Annotated in this window: 14 protein-coding genes; 5 read left to right on the top strand and 9 right to left on the bottom strand. The window is 49.1% G+C overall.

Going from position 1 to position 19229, the window contains the following annotated elements:
• Positions 1-8: 8 nt before the first annotated feature.
• Positions 9-572 carry a bifunctional phosphoribosyl-AMP cyclohydrolase/phosphoribosyl-ATP diphosphatase HisIE gene (gene hisIE / locus IG609_RS08315; protein ID WP_226374236.1) on the top strand — a complete coding sequence of 188 codons (564 nt, stop codon included), beginning with the start codon at positions 9-11 and terminating at the stop codon, positions 570-572.
• Between the two features lie 62 nt (positions 573-634).
• On the opposite strand, the gene IG609_RS08310 is transcribed toward hisIE, so the two are convergent.
• The 6 genes from IG609_RS08310 to serC form a co-directional block, all read right to left on the bottom strand.
• On the bottom strand, positions 635-2497 hold the full coding sequence (locus IG609_RS08310; protein ID WP_193399359.1) for an amidohydrolase: 1863 nt from the start codon (positions 2495-2497) through the stop codon (positions 635-637).
• A gap of 299 nt (positions 2498-2796) precedes the next feature.
• On the bottom strand, positions 2797-3081 hold the full coding sequence (gene ihfB, locus IG609_RS08305; RefSeq protein ID WP_005967571.1) for an integration host factor subunit beta: 285 nt from the start codon (positions 3079-3081) through the stop codon (positions 2797-2799).
• 89 nt (positions 3082-3170) lie between these two features.
• Positions 3171-4844, bottom strand: a complete 1674-nt coding sequence (rpsA, locus tag IG609_RS08300) for a 30S ribosomal protein S1 (RefSeq protein WP_095701896.1) — start codon at positions 4842-4844, stop codon at positions 3171-3173.
• Positions 4845-4960: 116 nt separating this feature from the next.
• Positions 4961-5638 carry a (d)CMP kinase gene (gene cmk, locus IG609_RS08295; RefSeq protein WP_102116266.1) on the bottom strand — a complete coding sequence of 226 codons (678 nt, stop codon included), beginning with the start codon at positions 5636-5638 and terminating at the stop codon, positions 4961-4963.
• A gap of 221 nt (positions 5639-5859) precedes the next feature.
• Complete coding sequence (gene aroA / locus IG609_RS08290) at positions 5860-7149, bottom strand: 3-phosphoshikimate 1-carboxyvinyltransferase (protein WP_102116265.1); 1290 nt, start codon at positions 7147-7149, stop codon at positions 5860-5862.
• 81 nt (positions 7150-7230) lie between these two features.
• On the bottom strand, positions 7231-8316 hold the full coding sequence (gene serC, locus IG609_RS08285; protein ID WP_116166440.1) for a 3-phosphoserine/phosphohydroxythreonine transaminase: 1086 nt from the start codon (positions 8314-8316) through the stop codon (positions 7231-7233).
• A gap of 329 nt (positions 8317-8645) precedes the next feature.
• Here serC and ycaO point away from each other — a divergent pair, with 329 nt between their 5' ends.
• The 4 genes from ycaO (at position 8646) to pflA (ending at position 15059) form a co-directional block, all read left to right on the top strand.
• Positions 8646-10409, top strand: a complete 1764-nt coding sequence (gene ycaO, locus IG609_RS08280; protein ID WP_193400445.1) for a 30S ribosomal protein S12 methylthiotransferase accessory factor YcaO — start codon at positions 8646-8648, stop codon at positions 10407-10409.
• Positions 10410-10848: 439 nt separating this feature from the next.
• Positions 10849-11709, top strand: a complete 861-nt coding sequence (focA, locus tag IG609_RS08275; RefSeq protein ID WP_116155638.1) for a formate transporter FocA — start codon at positions 10849-10851, stop codon at positions 11707-11709.
• 57 nt (positions 11710-11766) lie between these two features.
• On the top strand, positions 11767-14049 hold the full coding sequence (gene pflB, locus IG609_RS08270; protein ID WP_116163454.1) for a formate C-acetyltransferase: 2283 nt from the start codon (positions 11767-11769) through the stop codon (positions 14047-14049).
• A gap of 269 nt (positions 14050-14318) precedes the next feature.
• A complete protein-coding gene (gene pflA, locus IG609_RS08265) occupies positions 14319-15059 on the top strand; it encodes a pyruvate formate lyase 1-activating protein (RefSeq protein ID WP_039481380.1) in 741 nt (246 codons plus the stop codon).
• 88 nt (positions 15060-15147) lie between these two features.
• On the opposite strand, the gene IG609_RS08260 is transcribed toward pflA, so the two are convergent.
• From IG609_RS08260 to IG609_RS08250, 3 genes are read right to left on the bottom strand one after another with little or no spacing between them, the layout of a single operon-like run.
• Complete coding sequence (locus IG609_RS08260; protein ID WP_193397684.1) at positions 15148-16716, bottom strand: hydantoinase/oxoprolinase family protein; 1569 nt, start codon at positions 16714-16716, stop codon at positions 15148-15150.
• 10 nt (positions 16717-16726) lie between these two features.
• Positions 16727-17836, bottom strand: coding sequence for an S-methyl thiohydantoin desulfurase family protein (locus IG609_RS08255; protein WP_193397683.1), 1110 nt, complete (start codon positions 17834-17836; stop codon positions 16727-16729).
• Between the two features lie 37 nt (positions 17837-17873).
• Positions 17874-19178: a cytosine permease gene (locus IG609_RS08250; protein ID WP_193397682.1), complete on the bottom strand. Its 1305-nt coding sequence runs from the start codon at positions 19176-19178 to the stop codon at positions 17874-17876.
• Positions 19179-19229: the final 51 nt, after the last annotated feature.

Here is a 19229-nt window from a genome sequence, read left to right as displayed (position 1 = left end):
CGGATGGTATGCTGCCAGTTGTCGTGCAACATGCGGTATCCGGTGAAGTGTTGATGTTGGGCTACATGAATCAGGACGCGTTGCAGGCTACGCAAGAGAGTGGCAAAGTGACGTTTTTTTCGCGTACCAAGCAGCGGTTATGGACGAAAGGCGAATCTTCCGGCCATTTCCTGAATGTCGTCTCTATCACGCCGGACTGCGATAACGACACCCTGCTGATTCTGGTTAACCCTATCGGACCAACCTGTCACCTTGGCACCAGCAGTTGCTTCTCACCGGCTGCCAGCGACTGGACGTTCCTCTATCAGCTAGAGCAACTGCTGGCCGAGCGTAAGCATGCTGACCCAGATAGTTCTTACACGGCGCGTCTGTATGCCAGCGGCACCAAGCGCATTGCGCAGAAAGTCGGTGAGGAAGGATTGGAAGCGGCATTAGCAGCAACGGTGCATGACCGCGAAGAACTGACCAACGAAGCTGCGGATTTAATGTACCACCTGCTGGTGCTGTTGCAGGATCAGGATTTAGATCTGGCGACCATCATTAATCGCCTGAAAGCGCGTCATAATAAGTAAGCCAGTTCCCCGCGTTATCGCTTGCTGATAACGCGGGGCTTTATGATGGCAACATCGCCGTGTTAGCTTGAGTACACCTTACGCCCCCCTTTCCAGGTTTCCAGAACCGGAATATCACGCATACCTTTCACAGGATTATTTTTATCTGCTGAATCATAGGTCAGCGGGGAATCTGCCAGAATAATAAAATCAGCACATTTACCAGCGACCAACGATCCGACCCATTGATCTGCATGACACTGCCAGGCGGCATCATAAGTTGCGGCTTTAAGCGCTGCGAAACGGGAAATCCGCTCTTGCTCGCGCAACACAGCGGGAGTCACCTGTTGAGGTGCGCCTTCCATAACACGAGAAATCGCCTGTTCCATCATGCGCAGCGGGCCAAGCGGTGTAACACCATTATCGCTGTGTAGCGTAATCCTCATCCCGTGATTGATCGCGGATTGGCAGCGATCAAGGTGATTAGCGCGATCCTCTCCCAGAATGGTTTGCTGGAATGCCCAGCCCCAATACCCCACATGACCAATTAAGAAACTGGGGGAAATACCGAGCTGTTTCATTTCCACAAGATGATCGTCAGTGAGCAGGGATGCATGTTCCAAACGATCCCGCCGCAGTTCGTAAGTATCTGATGTCACGCCAGCCAGTTTAAAAGACGCTAAGGTCAGCCTGATGGCTTCATCGCCATTAGTATGAATCATCAATGACCAGTTTTTATCTACAACGTTCTGCACCAGCGTATTGATATTAGTGGATGGGTCAAAGTTGAAGGCACCGACATTATCCACGCTCGGCGTTTTTTCATAGAGGTGATTACAGCAGTACGGGGTGGATTGATACCCCGTCAGCCCTTGGTTTGAACCATCTGAAATAACCTTGATATACGGCAAGTGAAAGTGTTCATCTCCATACCCCGGAGAGTAATAATTCACCACTTTATTTTCAAAATCCTCACTACTCGTAACAATCAGCGCACCGCCTATCCGCACCGGACAAATCGAAAGATGAGCCCATTTGTCAAGAAAACCAACTTGATCGAAGCCAGGCTTATCGCCTTTTGGTTCAACACCCGCATCGAGCATATAAGTCACGCCACGTTTACTCGCCAAAGCAAACAGTTTGCTCATCGATGCAATGAGCTTTACCGCCAATTCCGTTTTAGGGTAGCTACTGACCATGACATTTAGCACTGGCTGGATACCAACTATTTCCTTAAGGATACCGTTTTCGCTGATAGGTGGGACAAGGGGTGGTTTATCTGCATAATAGTCTTTAACACACTTAATCGCTGCATGATTGATATAAGCAAGATGCATCGAGGCATTGAGGACAAATACCGGTTGGAGTGTCGTGATTTTATCGAGAGCATCAGCATCAAATGCCTTATTTCCCTCAACAAACAGCGATGGATCAGCACCAAATCCGATAAGCCATTTATCGGATTTATGCGGTAACGCCTTCTCCTGTAGATGGGATATCACCCAGCTACGGTTATAGCTTTTGCGTAATTTTTGCTCTTCAAATGGGCTAACATCATTACCAATACCAGAAAGCATCGCGGAGCTAGTGATGTGGACATGCGGCTCAATCAACCCCGGTAACAGCGTTTGTTTGCCTGATAATTGATGCTCAGACGTGTTTTTCGGCATTTTGGCTTTCACATCCTGATACGAACCCGTCGCAACCACCAGTCCGTCACGAATGCCCATGGCCTCAACTGCAACTTCCTTCCCATCCTCTAACGTCAGAATAGCTTCTCCAGGGCTCCCATCCTTATTTGGTGCGGAACGGAATAGCTTCGTTTCAATATGTAGACTGTTCTCCCCCTCAGGGATCTCAACTGGCGTATCGGGGAAAAATGATTTCCACAGAGGGCTACAGCAGGAACAGCTTATGTTACCGGAATGGCCACACGCTTCACTCATACACTTTCCTTATTTAGAGGTAACGCATTAGAAATGTTAATGTAACGAATAAAAAATAGGCAATCAAATTAGAAACGTCAACGTCCAAGCAGTTGAAAATCAAAAAATTCATATTTCGTGTGCTGGCGATCACTTAGAAACGTGAAGGGCAAAAAGGAAGCGTATTACGTGGGATCGCATTCTGATGAGTAATCAGCTCGAAGCATCAATAGTGGGAAGTTTGGAGAGAACAAGAGCGATAAATGTAAAAAAGCACCCGAGATGGGTGCTTTTATAAGGCTGGTATTTAAGACTAACGATTAGCCGTAAATATTAGCGCGGTCGCGGAGTTCCTTACCAGGCTTAAAGTGAGGGACGTACTTACCTTCCAACTCAACTTTGTCACCCGTTTTCGGATTACGACCTACACGCGGTGCACGGTAGTGAAGTGAAAAACTGCCAAACCCACGGATTTCAATACGATCGCCTTCGGCTAGCGTAGAAGCCATTTGTTCGAGCATTTCTTTCACTGCATCCTCAACCACTTTGGCTGGGATATGAGATTGCTGTCCAGCAAGCCTTTCAATAAGTTCAGACTTGGTCATAGCTCCTCCAAGTGCGGTTATCAATAACCAGGATAACTGACTACCGTTACAAGAATGAGCAACTTACGTTGCTCATTCCACCGTAGTGATTACTCGCCTTTAGCTGCTTTGAACGCTTCTGCCATCGCGCTGGAGAAATTGTTTTCTTCCGGCTTGTTGTTAACAGTTGCGATTGCATCTTTCTCATCAGCTTCGTCTTTCGCACGAACAGACAGGCTAACAACGCGGTTTTTACGATCAACACCAGTGTATTTCGCTTCAACGCTGTCGCCAACGCTCAATACCAGAGTTGCATCTTCAACGCGGTCACGTGAAGCGTCAGAAGCACGCAGATAGCCTTCAACACCGTCGGCTAATTCAACTGTAGCACCTTTGGCGTCAACTGCTGTAACTTTACCAGTAACAATAGCACCTTTCTTGTTAACAGACAGGTAGTTATTGAACGGGTCTTCAGACAGTTGTTTCACACCCAAGGAGATACGCTCGCGCTCTGCGTCAACCTGCAGAACAACAGCGGCGATTTCATCACCTTTCTTGAATTCGCGAACGGCTTCTTCGCCAGCCACGTTCCAAGAGATGTCGGACAGGTGAACCAGACCGTCGATGCCGCCGTCCAGACCGATGAAGATACCAAAGTCAGTGATAGACTTGATTTTACCTTCAACGCGGTCACCCTTGTTGTGGGTTTCTGCGAACAGTTGCCATGGGTTAGATTTGCACTGTTTCAGGCCCAGAGAGATACGACGACGTTCTTCGTCGATGTCCAGAACCATGACTTCTACTACGTCGCCAACGTTAACAACTTTGGATGGGTGGATGTTTTTGTTGGTCCAATCCATTTCGGAGACGTGCACCAGACCTTCAACGCCTTCTTCGATTTCAACGAAGCAGCCGTAGTCAGTCAGGTTGGTTACGCGGCCAGTCAGACGCGTGCTTTCTGGATAACGCTTAGCGATAGCGACCCATGGATCTTCGCCCAGCTGTTTCAGACCCAGAGACACACGGGTACGTTCGCGGTCGAATTTCAGCACTTTAACAGTGATTTCGTCGCCCACATTGACGATTTCGCTTGGGTGTTTAACACGTTTCCAAGCCATATCAGTGATATGCAGCAGGCCATCAACGCCGCCCAGATCAACGAATGCACCGTAGTCAGTAAGGTTCTTAACGATACCTTTAACTTCCATGCCTTCCTGCAGGTTTTCCAGCAGTTGATCGCGCTCAGCACTGTTTTCAGATTCGATAACTGCACGGCGGGAAACAACAACGTTGTTGCGTTTCTGATCCAGCTTGATAACTTTGAACTCAAGCTCTTTGCCTTCCAGATGCAGCGTGTCGCGAACCGGACGAACGTCTACCAGAGAACCTGGCAGGAACGCGCGAATGCCGTTCAGCTCAACAGTGAAACCGCCTTTAACTTTACCGTTGATAATACCGGTAACCGTTGCAGCTTCTTCGTAAGCTTTTTCCAGCGTCAGCCATGCTTCATGACGTTTAGCTTTTTCGCGAGAAAGCAGCGTTTCACCGAAGCCATCTTCGATAGCGTCCAGAGCAACGTCAACTTCATCACCAACCTGAATTTCCAGTTCGCCTTGTGCGTTCTTGAATTGCTCTACCGGAATGGCAGATTCAGATTTCAGACCGGCGTCAACCAGTACGACATCTTTATCAATAGCAACAACAACACCACGTACGATGGAACCAGGACGGGTTTCGATTTCTTTCAGGGATTCTTCAAAGAGTTGAGCAAAAGATTCAGTCATGTTTGATAATCTTAAGGGTTTCAATTTAACGTCCATCTGGCATCCTGCTCGATGGGGTTGTTTAACATGCCCCGCTGTGCATCCTTACAGCGAGGTAAAAATTTAGTTTTTTGTGCTTACGCTAAAATTTCGCGGGCATAAGCCAACGCGCGCGCTATCACTTCATCGATCGTCATTTCCGTTGAATCCAGCACCAACGCATCGGCAGCAGGCACTAACGGCGCAACGGGGCGGCTGCGATCGCGCTCATCCCGTTCTTTTATCTCAGACAAAAGACGTTCAAAGTTAACATTAAAGCCCTTCCCCTGCAACTGTAGCATGCGACGTTGTGCGCGTTCTTCCGCACTGGCATCCAAAAAAATCTTCACTGGTGCATCAGGAAAGACGACCGTTCCCATGTCTCGGCCATCAGCAATCAGCCCCGGAGCCTCGCGAAATGCACGCTGCCGACGTAATAATGCTTCACGAACGCGAGGAAAAGCCGCGGCCTGAGACGCCGTGTTACCTACCGCTTCAGTCCGAATTTCATGGCTAACGTCTTCGCCTTCCAGGATGACTTTCAGTTGCCCATCTTCTGCAACAAAACGCACATCGAGATGAGAAGCCAGCGGAACCAGCGCATCTTCCGAACTGATATCCACATGGTGGTGCAATGCCGCCAGAGCCAAAACACGATAGATAGCCCCCGAGTCCAGCAGGTTCCATTGTAAAGCTTCAGCCAATGCCTTACACAAGGTACCTTTGCCTGCGCCGCTCGGTCCGTCAACCGTAATTACCGGTGCCATTACCGCCATTTCTCTCTCCTTTAATACTGGGAAGTTCCGCTTATGCCGTTTTATGGCATTACGGAGCATCATTATACGCATCAATACAGAGAAAGGTTACCCCAATGCCGGAATGGCGCGAAAAATAAGACATTTTCTGAACGCGGTACGCAATTTCAGAAGAAATGCTGAGCGTAGCTTGGAGAAATCGATAGAGAAAAAAGGCACGGAAACCGTGCCTTAGAGAGAGATCAGGCTAGCTCGCTGAGGCGTGCCAGCTGTTCGAAGTAGTCCGGGAAGGTTTTAGCCGTACATTTCGGATCCAGAATCGTAACTGGCGTATCCGATAGCGCGACCAGCGAGAAACACATCGCCATACGGTGATCGTTGTACGTGCCGATTTCTGCCACTTTTAGCTTAGTCGGCGGCGTAATGCGAATGTAGTCATTACCCTCTTCAACTTCCGCGCCAACTTTACGTAGCTCAATCGCCATTGCCGCCAGACGATCGGTTTCTTTCACGCGCCAGTTAAAGATATTACGCAGCGTGGTAGTACCACCCTGCGCGAAAAGCGCCGCCGTCGCGATAGTCATCGCAGCATCAGGAATGTGATTCATATCCATGTCGATCGCGTGCAGCTCACCGCGTTCACATTCAATATAATCCTCACCCCAGCGCACGGTTGCTCCCATTTTTTCCAGCACATCAGCAAAGCGAATGTCGCCCTGTACGCTATTACGGCCTACGCCGGTCACACGCACAACACCGCCTTTAATCGCCGCGGCAGCCAGGAAGTAAGAGGCTGATGACGCATCACCTTCCACCAGATAGTCACCCGGTGAGCGATACTGCTGGCGACCCGCCACGAAGAATCGCTGATAGTTTTCATGACGCACTTCAATACCAAACGCTTTCATCATATGCAGCGTGATATCGATATACGGTTTGGAAACCAGATCGCCCTGAATGCTGATTTGCGTATCCTGCGCGGCCAGAGGCGCAGTCATCAGCAGCGCAGTCAGGAACTGGCTTGATACACTGCCATCTACGCTGATTTCGCCGCCCTGAAAACCACCGTGCAGACGAAGCGGTGGGTAATTTTCCTGCTCCAGATAGTCAATTTTCGCCCCGCCCTGACGCAGTGCATCGACCAAATGCCCGATTGGGCGCTCTTTCATCCGCGGTTCGCCTGTCAGCACAATATCGCCATCGGTCAGACACAGTGCGGCAGCCAGTGGACGCATCGCGGTACCAGCATTCCCTAAAAACAGTTCCAACGGTTGCGATGCCGTAAACGCACCACCCAGCCCCGAAATCTCACACACAGTCCGGTCAGACGACAGGTGGTAGTCCACTCCCAACGCCGTTAGAGCGGTAAGCATATGGCGGACATCGTCACTGTCTAACAGGTTAGTCAGCCGGGTCTTTCCTTCAGCCAAGGCCGCCAGCAAAAGCGCACGGTTAGAGACGCTTTTTGAGCCAGGAAGGTTAAGGGTACCGTTAATCAGTTTGATGGGTTGTAGCGTCAGGGATTCCTGCATGTAAAGCCTATTCTTTCAACGTGGACATAAAAACCCCGGAAAGTCCGGGGCTGATCAAAATGTATCGAGGGGCGGTCTTAATCAACCGTGGCGACGCGCGAAGTCAGCCATAAATTCCGTCAGCGCTTTCACGCCTTCCAGCGGCATCGCATTGTAGATAGAAGCACGCATGCCGCCCACTACGCGATGACCTTTCAGCGCGTGCAGACCCGCAGCAACGGATTCTTCCAGGAAGACTTTATCCAGCGCAGAGTCCGCCAGCAGGAACGGCACATTCATGCGAGAACGGTTCGCTACCGCGACGTCATTACGATAGAAATCGTTACCATCAATCGCGCTATACAGCAGGTCGGCCTTCTCTTGGTTACGTTTTTCCATTTCAGCCAGACCGCCGTACTCTTTCAGCCATTTGAAGACCATGCCGGACAGGTACCAGGCAAACGTTGGCGGCGTGTTAAACATGGAGTCATTGTCCGCCAGAACCTGATAATCCAGAATCGATGGCAGCTCACGGCGCGCTTTGCCCAGCAAATCTTCACGCACGATGACTAGCGTCAGACCGGCCGGGCCGATATTTTTCTGCGCACCGGCGTAGATCACACCATAGCGACTGACGTCAATACGGCGAGACAGAATGCTGGAAGAATAGTCGGCGACCACAATTTTATCGCCAAAATCCGGCTCTTCTTCGATCGCAATACCGTCAATGGTTTCATTCGGACAGTAATGCACAAACGCCGCGTCATCAGACAATTTCCATTCACGCATCGGCTTAATGCCGCGCAGATCGCCTACACGCGTTTTCACGTCAATCACGTTAGGCGTGCAGTACTTTTCTGCTTCATTGATTGCGCTGTGCGCCCAATATCCGCCGTCGATGTAGTCCGCCGTGGTACGTTCGCCCAGAAGATTTAATGGGACTGCCGCAAATTGCGCACGAGCGCCGCCGTGGCAAAAAAGCACTTTGTAGTTGGAGGGGATTTTCAGCAAATCACGCAGATCTTGTTCGGATTCAGCGGCAACCTGCATAAACTCTTTACTGCGGTGGCTGATTTCCATGACCGATGTACCCAGGCCATTCCAATTACACAATTCCTGTTCAGCACGACGCAGTACTTCAACCGGCAGCATTGCTGGACCGGCGCTAAAATTAAAAATCTGAGTCATTTCCCCTCACCACACCTGAAAAATAGCGGCTCTTTTTATCACCGTTGTTACAAATACCATTTTTATAAACCTGACGGTTATAAAAATACCGCTGTTACAAGATAGTAGTTATAACGGAACAACCGCCATAACCACACTACTTTTACCCTGCTATCGGTTTTATCACTCGTCAATCGCGGCTGCAACGCTTATTGCGCTTTCATTATGCAAAACGGCACGTTACGCAGCCTGTTCTTTTTCACTGTTGCCGATCTGTTATGAATAAATAGAGTCTGGGCAGAAAAATCCGTATCATGCCGCTTCCGCTAATCTCGATAAGAGTGAACACCATGACTCAAACGTTTATCCCAGGCAAAGACGCCGCCCTGGAAGATTCCATCGCCCGTTTTCAACAACAGCTCCAAGACCTGGGGTTTAACATCGAAGAAGCGTCATGGCTGAACCCGGTGCCAAATGTCTGGTCTGTCCATATTCGAGACCGCGATTGCCCGCTCTGCTTCACTAACGGCAAAGGCGCCAGTAAGAAAGCGGCACTTGCTTCCGCGTTAGGCGAGTATTTCGAGCGTCTGTCCACCAACTATTTCTTCGCTGACTTCTATCTCGGCAAGACGATCGCCAACGGTGATTTCGTTCACTACCCGAATGAAAAATGGTTCCCGATTCCAGAAGATGATGCGCTACCGGAAGGTATTCTGGATGCCCGTCTGCATCAGTTTTACGATCCTGAGCAGGAACTGAGCGCCAGCGATCTGATCGATCTGCAATCTGGCAATGCCGACAGAGGCATTTGCGCACTGCCGTTTACCCGTCAATCCGATCAGCAAACCGTTTATATCCCGATGAATATCATCGGTAACCTGTACGTATCTAACGGGATGTCCGCAGGTAACACCGCCAACGAAGCCCGCGTTCAGGGGCTGTCTGAAGTGTTTGAGCGCAGCATCAAGAACCGCATCATTTCCGAATCCATCAGCCTGCCAGAAATTCCGCAAGAGGTGCTGAACCGCTACCCAGGCGTGGTCGAAGCGATTGCAACGCTGGAAAAAGAAGGTTTCCCGATTTTCTCTTACGATGCCTCACTGGGCGGGAAATATCCGGTTATCTGCGTGGTGTTGTTTAACCCCGCCAACGGCACCTGCTTTGCCTCCTTCGGCGCGCACCCTGACTTCGGCGTGGCGCTGGAGCGTACCGTTACCGAGCTGCTGCAAGGCCGTGGCCTGAAAGATTTGGACGTGTTCACCCCACCGACGTTCGATGATGAAGAAGTTGCCGAGCACGCTAATCTGGAAACCCACTTTATCGACTCCAGCGGTCTGATCTCTTGGGATATGTTCAAGAAAACAGCGGATTATGAATTTGCCGACTGGAGCTTTAAAGGGTCGACGGAGGAAGAATTCGCTACATTGATGGCGATCTTCAAGCAGGAAGATAAAGAAGTCTACATTGCTGACTATGAGCATCTGGCCGTTTATGCCTGCCGCATCATCGTGCCAGGAATGTCGGACATCTACCCTGCCGACGATCTGTTACTGGCCAATAACAGCATGGGTGCTCACCTGCGTGACACGCTGCTGGCGCTGCCTGACAGCAAATGGGAAAAAGAAGACTATCTGACGCTGTTGCAACAGTTGGATGACGAAGGTCTGGATGATTTCACCCGCATACGCGAGCTGCTTGGCATTGCCACCGGCAAAGATAATGGCTGGCTCACTCTGCGCGTTGGCGAATTGAAAGCCATGCTGGCTCTGGCTGGCGGCGATCTGGATCAGGCGCTGACCTGGACAGAGTGGACGCAAGATTTCAACGACTCCGTCTTTACAGCACAGCGCAGCAATTATTACCGTTGCCTGCAAACGCTGCTGTTACTGGCGCAAGAACCTGAGCGCGATCCAGCAGAATATTATGACGCCTTTACCAAAATGTACGGCAGTGAGACGGTCGATGCCGCCAGCGCCGCCATTGCTGGCGAAACGTGCTTCTATGGTCTGTTTGCCGTGGATGACACCTTTAGCTCTTTACCTGCGCACCAATCGCTGCTGGCTGCCTATGAAAAACTGCAACAGGCGAAACGTCGTTATTGGCAAGCAAAATAATGCCAGAGTGATGCAACCAGCACGCGTTTTATATCGATGAGTGCGATCGAGTACAAATAGCAACCGAGAAATAGCCCTTTATCTTAAAGGGCTATTTTATTGTCCAAAGGGCAATATTTATTATTCATAATGTATAATTAGAACATTGTTATTGAATGGTGAATTTTTAATTAAATTACATCGACAAGGTGGTACTGAAATTCTACAAAACATGATTTTTATTAACGCTAAATCGGTAGGTTTAACGTATGCCATTCAACTCTTTTTGTAAAATTTAAAATATTTTTTTATTATAAAATTCAATAAATTAACCATAAAATCTCGGTATTACACCCTCCCCACCAACCTGTTAATTTCTTGCAATATGATCCACGTCAAATTTTACCGTATACTGCTTTGTTAGTATCTCAACGCTGATAATTTTTAAGAGAGAGTTAGTGTGAAAGCTGACAACCCCTTTACTCTATTACTTCCGGCCGCTATGGCAAAAGTTGCTGAAGACGCCGGAGTCTATAAAGCTACCAAACAACCGTACACGACGTTTTATTTAGCGATCACTGCGGGGGTGTTTATTTCGATCGCCTTCGTCTTTTATATTACGGCTACCACGGGGACCGCAACGATTCCTTTCGGCATCGCGAAGTTGATCGGTGGTATCTGTTTCTCCCTTGGCCTCATGTTGGTGGTCGTCTGCGGTGCAGACTTGTTTACCTCAACCGTTCTCATCGTGATTGCCAAAGCCAGTGGACGTATTACCTGGAAGCAACTAGCCTGTAACTGGGCAAATGTTTATGTCGGTAACCTGATTGGCGCGCTTTTCTTCGTTGGACTTATCTGGTTCTCGGGAGAGCATATGGTCGCAAACGGTGCGTGGGGGCTTAACGTCCTGAAAACAGCTGAACACAAACTTGAACACACGTTTGTTGAAGCACTGTGTCTGGGTATTCTGGCCAACCTGCTGGTTTGTCTGGCCGTGTGGATGAGTTATTCCGGCCGTACGCTTACAGACAAAATGTTTGCCATGATTCTGCCTGTCGCCATGTTTGTTTCCAGCGGCTTTGAGCACAGTATCGCCAACATGTTCATGATTCCTATGGGCATCGTTATCAAAAATTTTGCGACCCCAGAATTCTGGGATGCCATTGGCATGGTGCCGTCTCAGTTTGAACATTTAACCGTTAGCCACTTTATCACCGACAATCTGATTCCCGTCACCCTAGGGAACATCATCGGCGGTGGCGTAATGGTCGGTTTGACATATTGGGTAATTTATTTGCGCGGTGGAGACAAGCACCACTAAGGTGCAATCGGCCGCAACGTCGGGTTTTAAGAAATCCATATCAAAGGTAGGTGTAAAATGACCGAGCTGAATGAAAAATTGGCCAATGCATGGCAAGGCTTTAGCAAAGGTGAATGGCAGGATAACGTCAATGTTCGTGACTTTATCCAGAAAAACTACACGCCGTATGAAGGTGATGAGTCTTTCCTGGCTGGCGCAACTAAAGCGACCTCAGCGCTGTGGGACAGCGTTATGGAAGGCATCAAACAGGAAAACCGTACTCACGCGCCTGTTGATTTTGATACTAATGTTGCTGCAACTATCACGTCTCACGACGCGGGATACATCAACAAAGGTCTGGAAAAAATCGTTGGTCTGCAGACTGACGCTCCGCTGAAACGTGCGTTAATTCCGTTCGGCGGCATCAAAATGGTTGAAGGTTCATGCAAAGTTTACGGCCGTGAACTGGATCCTCAACTGAAAAAAATCTTCACCGAATACCGCAAAACGCACAACCAGGGCGTGTTCGATGTTTACACTCCAGATATCCTGCGTTGTCGTAAATCAGGCGTTCTGACTGGTCTGCCAGATGCTTACGGCCGTGGTCGTATCATCGGTGACTACCGTCGCGTTGCGCTGTACGGTATCGACTATCTGATGAAAGACAAGTTTGCCCAGTTCACTTCTCTGCAATCCAAACTGGAAAACGGCGAAGATCTGGAAGCAACAATCCGTCTACGTGAAGAAATTGCTGACCAGCATCATGCGCTGAGCCAAATTAAAGAAATGGCCGCTAAATATGGCTGTGACATTTCTGGCCCAGCAGCGACAGCTCAGGAAGCCGTGCAGTGGACTTACTTCGGCTATCTGGCTGCGGTGAAATCACAGAATGGTGCGGCAATGTCCTTCGGACGCGTCTCCACCTTCCTCGATATCTACCTTGAGCGCGACCTGAAAGCAGGTAAAATCACTGAAGAAGAAGCTCAGGAAATGATTGACCATCTGGTCATGAAACTACGTATGGTGCGTTTCCTGCGTACGCCTGAGTATGATGAGCTGTTCTCTGGTGACCCAATCTGGGCAACAGAATCTCTGGCAGGTATGGGTCTGGATGGTCGTACTCTGGTGAGCAAAACCAGCTTCCGCTTCCTGAACACCCTGTACACCATGGGGCCGTCTCCAGAACCAAATATGACCATTCTGTGGTCTGAAAAATTGCCGCAAAGCTTTAAAAACTATGCAGCTAAAGTCTCCATCGATACCTCTTCTCTGCAATACGAGAATGACGATCTGATGCGTCCTGACTTTAACAATGATGACTACGCGATTGCTTGTTGCGTAAGCCCGATGATCGTTGGCAAACAAATGCAGTTCTTTGGTGCGCGTGCAAACCTGGCGAAAACTATGCTGTACGCGATCAACGGCGGCGTCGACGAAAAACTGAAAATGCAGGTTGGTCCGAAATCAGCCCCGATCAAAGGCGACGTTCTGAACTTCGACGAAGTGATGGAGCGTATGGATCACTTCATGGATTGGTTGGCTAAACAATACGTCACCGCTCTGAATATCATTCACTACATGCATGACAAATACAGCTACGAAGCGTCGCTGATGGCACTGCATGACCGTGACGTGTTCCGTACTATGGCGTGTGGTATCGCGGGTCTGTCTGTTGCTGCTGACTCCCTGTCTGCCATCAAATATGCCAAAGTTAAACCCATTCGTGATGAAGATGGCTTGGCTATCGACTTTGATATCGAAGGTGAATATCCACAATTCGGTAACAACGATTCTCGCGTAGATGAACTGGCTTGTGATCTGGTTGAACGTTTCATGAAGAAAATTCAGAAACTGAATACCTACCGTGGTGCAACACCAACGCAGTCTGTTCTGACCATCACCTCTAACGTGGTATATGGTAAGAAGACGGGTAACACGCCAGATGGCCGCCGTGCAGGTGCGCCGTTCGGACCAGGTGCTAACCCAATGCATGGCCGCGATCAGAAAGGCGCCGTGGCTTCTCTGACTTCTGTTGCTAAACTGCCGTTTGCTTACGCGAAAGATGGTATTTCTTATACCTTCTCCATCGTCCCTAACGCGTTAGGTAAAGATGACAATGTGCGTAAAGCTAACCTTGCCGGCCTGATGGATGGTTACTTCCACCACGAAGCCAGCATCGAAGGCGGTCAGCACCTGAACGTCAACGTCATGAACCGTGAAATGCTGCTTGATGCGATGGAAAACCCAGAGAAATATCCGCAGTTGACCATCCGCGTATCTGGCTACGCAGTGCGTTTCAACTCACTGACGAAAGAACAGCAACAAGACGTCATCACCCGTACTTTCACACAGTCAATCTAATTTCCATGGCTGTCTGAAAAGGCGTAAAATAAAGGCTCCACGTCAGTGGGGCCTTTTTCTCGCCCTCACTTGTCGTTCAGGGTGTTAGCCTGTTTTGCCAGCCCGCTATGTTGCCCTCATCGTGTGGATGGCTCGCAAAACAGATTCGACGCAGCATCTGTCATACGGTGTTTTTCTGTCAGCAATCCCTGTCAGAGTGATACTTGCTTTCTTATGACTGCGCTCATAAAGACCGCTATTGTTCGGTCAAATTTGGAGAAAACCTCGCAATGTCACTTATCGGTCGCATCCACTCCTTTGAATCCTGTGGCACCGTCGATGGCCCAGGCATCCGTTTCATCATCTTCTTTCAGGGCTGCCTGATGCGCTGCCTGTATTGCCATAACCGTGATACTTGGGATACGCACAGCGGTAAGGAAGTCACGGTTGAAGAACTCATGAAAGAAGTCGTGACCTACCGCCACTTTATGAATGCATCCGGCGGTGGCGTAACGGCATCCGGCGGCGAGGCTATTCTCCAAGCCGAATTTGTGCGCGACTGGTTCCGTGCCTGTAAGGCTGAAGGTATCAACACCTGTCTGGACACCAATGGCTTCGTGCGCCGCTATGATCCCGTCATTGACGAGCTATTAGACGTCAGCGATTTAGTGATGCTCGACCTGAAGCAAATGAATGACGACATACACCAGAATTTAGTTGGCGTATCCAATCACCGTACTCTGGATTTCGCTCGCTATCTGGCAAAGCGCAACCAACGTACCTGGATACGTTATGTGGTTGTGCCCGGCTGGTCTGATGATGATGCGTCCGCACATAAGCTGGGCGAATTCACCAAAGACATGACGAACATCGAGAAAATTGAGCTTCTCCCCTACCATGAGCTTGGTAAACACAAGTGGATCGCGATGGGCGAAGAGTACAAATTAGACGGCGTTAAACCGCCGAAGGCCGATACGATGGATCGCGTTAAATCGATTCTTGAAAGCTACGGTCACAAGGTCATGTACTAACCTCTGACGTTTTCTGAAAAATAGCGCGCTCAGGGCGCGCTATTTACATTTTAGCGGGTAGATATCATAACGGTGTTAATACGCTGCGCTAAGCCAAAGTCCCTGCTGCCTTGATTTTCACCTGTACCGCATTCCCCGGCAGATACGCCAACGGGATTTCCTGATAATCGATGATTTCAACGCTGCCTGCCCTAGCGCCCATCTCTTCGGCAAGCACAATGGTTTGCTGCTGCAATTCGCTTTTTATCTTTTCACGATCGTTATCCGGCATTTTAACCACACGTTCGATCTGTGCGCCCACCGCCCCTAACGCCACACCCACCGCATTAGCAGCATCAAAATTCTGCGGACGCACGACCTGGCTGACACCGGATAAAACGTCAGGCAGCAAAATACTGCCGCCGCCAACAAGCACTGCGGGAATAGCCGTGCTTGACGATTTAATCCGATCGATAGCGCTTTCCACTTTCTCAATCATCTGACGATAAGCCTGCTGACAAAATGCATTATCCAGCTTGGGTAGCGGACGAGGAAGATCCGCAATCCATCGTTCACGATGTAGTTGTAGCATGATGTCGCTGAGCGTTAACGTCTCACCGCCGAAGCTGAGGCCCTGTTCAAGCAGACGATAGCCGACACTATCCGGCCCAAGGGTAAGTTTTCCATCCTGAGACTGCCGAACGCAGGTTCCACCGCCAATGCCGATAGAAATAATGTCCGGCATTCTGAAATTCGTCCGTACATCGCCGACTTCAACGGCAATTGCCGATTCACGCGGGAAACCATTCACCAACACGCCAATATCTGTCGTCGTCCCGCCAACATCGATAATCAGCGCATTATCCAGTCCAGAAAGGTGGCACGCCCCGCGAATCGAGTTCGTTGGTCCACAGGCCATCGTCAGAATAGGGTATTGCTTCACCATACTCTCGGACATCAATGTGCCATCGTTTTGCCCGAAAAATGGCGTAGCCTTGATACCGTGCCGCACTAACGCTTGCGTAAAGCCGTTAACAAAACGGTTCGCGGTGCTTTGCAACGACGCATTCAGGATGGTCGCGTTTTCCCTTTCCAGTAATCCCGTGCTGCCTATCCGGTGGGATAGCGACACGGAAACCGCTGGCAATGCCGTACTCACCCACTGTGCAACCTGCAGTTCCTGTTGATTGTTTACGGGGGAAAATACGCCACAGATAGCCACGCTATCGACATGGCCGTGCATCTTGTCACAAACTGCAAGCACTTCATCTCGCAGTACAGAATGAATCTCTCGACCATCAAATTCATAGCCGCCATGAATCTGGTAGAAATGCTCGCCTAACGCCCTTTGCCACTCGTCATCCCAGCCACACAGCGGCGGGACGCTATCGCTACTTGGCAGGCTCAGGCGCAATAATCCAACGCGATCCAGCCCTTTCCGCTCAACAATGGCATTGGTACATTGGGTTGTACCCAACATCGCATAGCGAATATGCTGCGGTGCGATGCCAGACTGTGCCAATACTTCCGCAATCACCCGTTCGATGCCGCTGTAGATATCCAGGCTGGTAGAAAATTTGGCCGTCGCGATGCAGCGTAGATTAGCATCTAAAATTGCCGCATCCGTGTTGGTGCCGCCGACATCAATCCCGAGTCGGTAATCATTTTTATGTAACATCGGGAAAGCCTCAGCGATTTGCAAGCAGTTCTATCGGTACATACTGCACCGGATAACCGAAATACTCCGGTCCCGCAACGTCAATCCCTTTTGGCGTTCGCCACTTGTCATTGCACGGATAGGCAATCACATCGACTCGCTGCCCATATCGTAAATGTTCCGTGATGATCGGACGTCCGGTTTCACTATCTACTATGGAAATTAAATCAGGCACAACAGCCAGCAGATTATCCTGCGTAGGATCTTTCACCTGTGATGAACGATAAGCCAACAATAACTCATTCTGAAAAAGTACCGTAAACGATTCGCCTTTATCGTTCCCCATACCATCCAGCACCACGTTGCCCCGCGCAAAACCGCCATCTGTGCGCCGTGCTACATCAACAATTTTCCCTGATGCAACGATATGGCCGTTCAACACTGTGAGTAGAGACTGCACCGGATGGCTGCCTGACTTATGAGCCAGACGAAGCATTCTTCCGACATCCTGCGCTAGTGTCAGCGTGCCTTTGATGGCGCTACGCTTAAGTTGGCTACCGCGCAAGGGGTAATCACACATCGCGCAAGCGGCGCCCATTTGCTCCACAATTGAGCGGGCCAGCCGTTCCGACCACATTCCATCAATGGGATTAAGAATAACCGTATTACCTTTCTCATCAGCTAACGTATTGGGCGCCGAAGGTAAACCATCAAGAAAAAAAGTCACCATCTGTGCTTCGGGAAAGGCTCTCCCCATCGCATCGCAATCGATAACAGGTAACCCTTTTGCGGCCGCAACCACTAACGGTATTAACGAATTGATGCCACCGACTTCGATGGGAAAGGTCGCCGTAATAGGTCGATCAAGCGCCTTTTCCATCGCGTCAAATGCCCGCACGAATTGGCTCGCTGACATGATCTTTTCTACAACAACCGTCGTTGCACCGATCATGCTGCAAGGAACAAATATATCGTCGTCTTTAATTTCATCTAAACCGAATATAGGTACCTTATCCGCATTTTTTAATGCGTGTTTTGCCATTAAAGAACCTACATACGGATCGCCGCCGCCTCCTGTACCGAGAACGGCGGCCCCTAGTGCTATATCATCAATTGTTTGTGCATTAATATAACGAGACATACCCTACCCAAGATCTCGTGTTATCTGCATAACACGTTCAATCTGCCAATTGAGGAAAAAATTTATGTATGCCGATATACATCGCCATACTGACAATTACGCCATCCAGGGCAGAGATCGAGCTTATCGTAAATAAATCGAAAAAGTCGGGGGAGGTCAACAGGCTCACAATACTACCGAGTGACCAAGATATAGCCGCCGCCATATTTAAGAGTGATGCCTCTGATACATTTTTCTGCAAACGAGAGGACTTAATAAAATAATATTCGACGAGATAGACACCTGCGATAGGAGAAATCAGTACACCGAGTAGTGACAAGAATTGAGTAAAGTTATTAATCATACCGTTGTAGGCTAACAGCAAACCGACAATAGCCATTAGCACAACTAATACTGGCCGAGATAGCGTACGAATAACAACGGACAGCCCCAGCGATGCAGAGACGAGGTTGGTACTATTGGTCGTCCATTGTGCAAAAATAAGTACCACAATAGCAGACATACCCAAACCGATACTGAAGAAAACTTCAACGAGATCCTCTGTACCAGCCAGATGAGTCAGAATGAGTGCAACTACTATCGTTGAGCTATTGCCTAAAAAGAATCCTAAACCAGCGCCGAGAAGCGCATCTTTTCGTGTTTTGGCATAGCGAGCAATATCCGGTGACATCACGGCAGATACTATCCAGATAGAAACTACGTAAGAGATAGCGCTTCCCATGCTAATTGGCGCTTTAATTATCGGAATCGGTATTTCTGAATGATTACTTGCGGCTAAAACCAAACCTGTAATTATCAATATCAGCATTAATGGCACGCTGAATATACTCAGTTTGCCCAATGCCCTAACTCCCCAAATAGCGGTAGAGATCATCAGCACCATACCGAAAACCAAAATAAGAAAACGTCCAGGTTCTAATTGATAATGTAGCAATGATTTTTGCAGCATTACGCCAAAAAAATCGAGTTGAAAAGCAAACCAGCCAATCAATGATACAGCAGAGAAAATACCGATGATCTTTCCACCGAGGCGTCCAAAAACGGAGATACTCAGTAGCGTTGTTGATAATCCGCATCCATAACCGACGTTAGCACATAATGCTGCCAACACACCTAAAAAGGCGGAACCAATAAGCGTGGCACTAACAGCCTGAGAAAAAGGTAACCCACCGCTTAAGAAAGCGCCAAGAAATAGGCCCGAAATGTCAATTCCCATTGCCAGCCATATTAAAGCGATAACATACCAACTTTTTCTGGCTTCAGCAGGAACAGGGCCGTATTCGTAATCATAGATTTGCCGTCCCTGTTGTTCTTTTTCAGGCACAGCATTCCCTTGAGACATAATTCCTCCATTAAATAAGCAGCAAATAATTATTGTATCGTTGTGATATTT

Origin of the sequence: Pectobacterium quasiaquaticum (assembly GCF_014946775.2) — a bacterium.
Classification (GTDB): Bacteria; Pseudomonadota; Gammaproteobacteria; order Enterobacterales; family Enterobacteriaceae; genus Pectobacterium; species Pectobacterium aquaticum.
The sequence above is the reverse complement of the archived record's forward strand: the minus strand, read 5'-3'. Positions and strand labels throughout refer to the sequence as shown.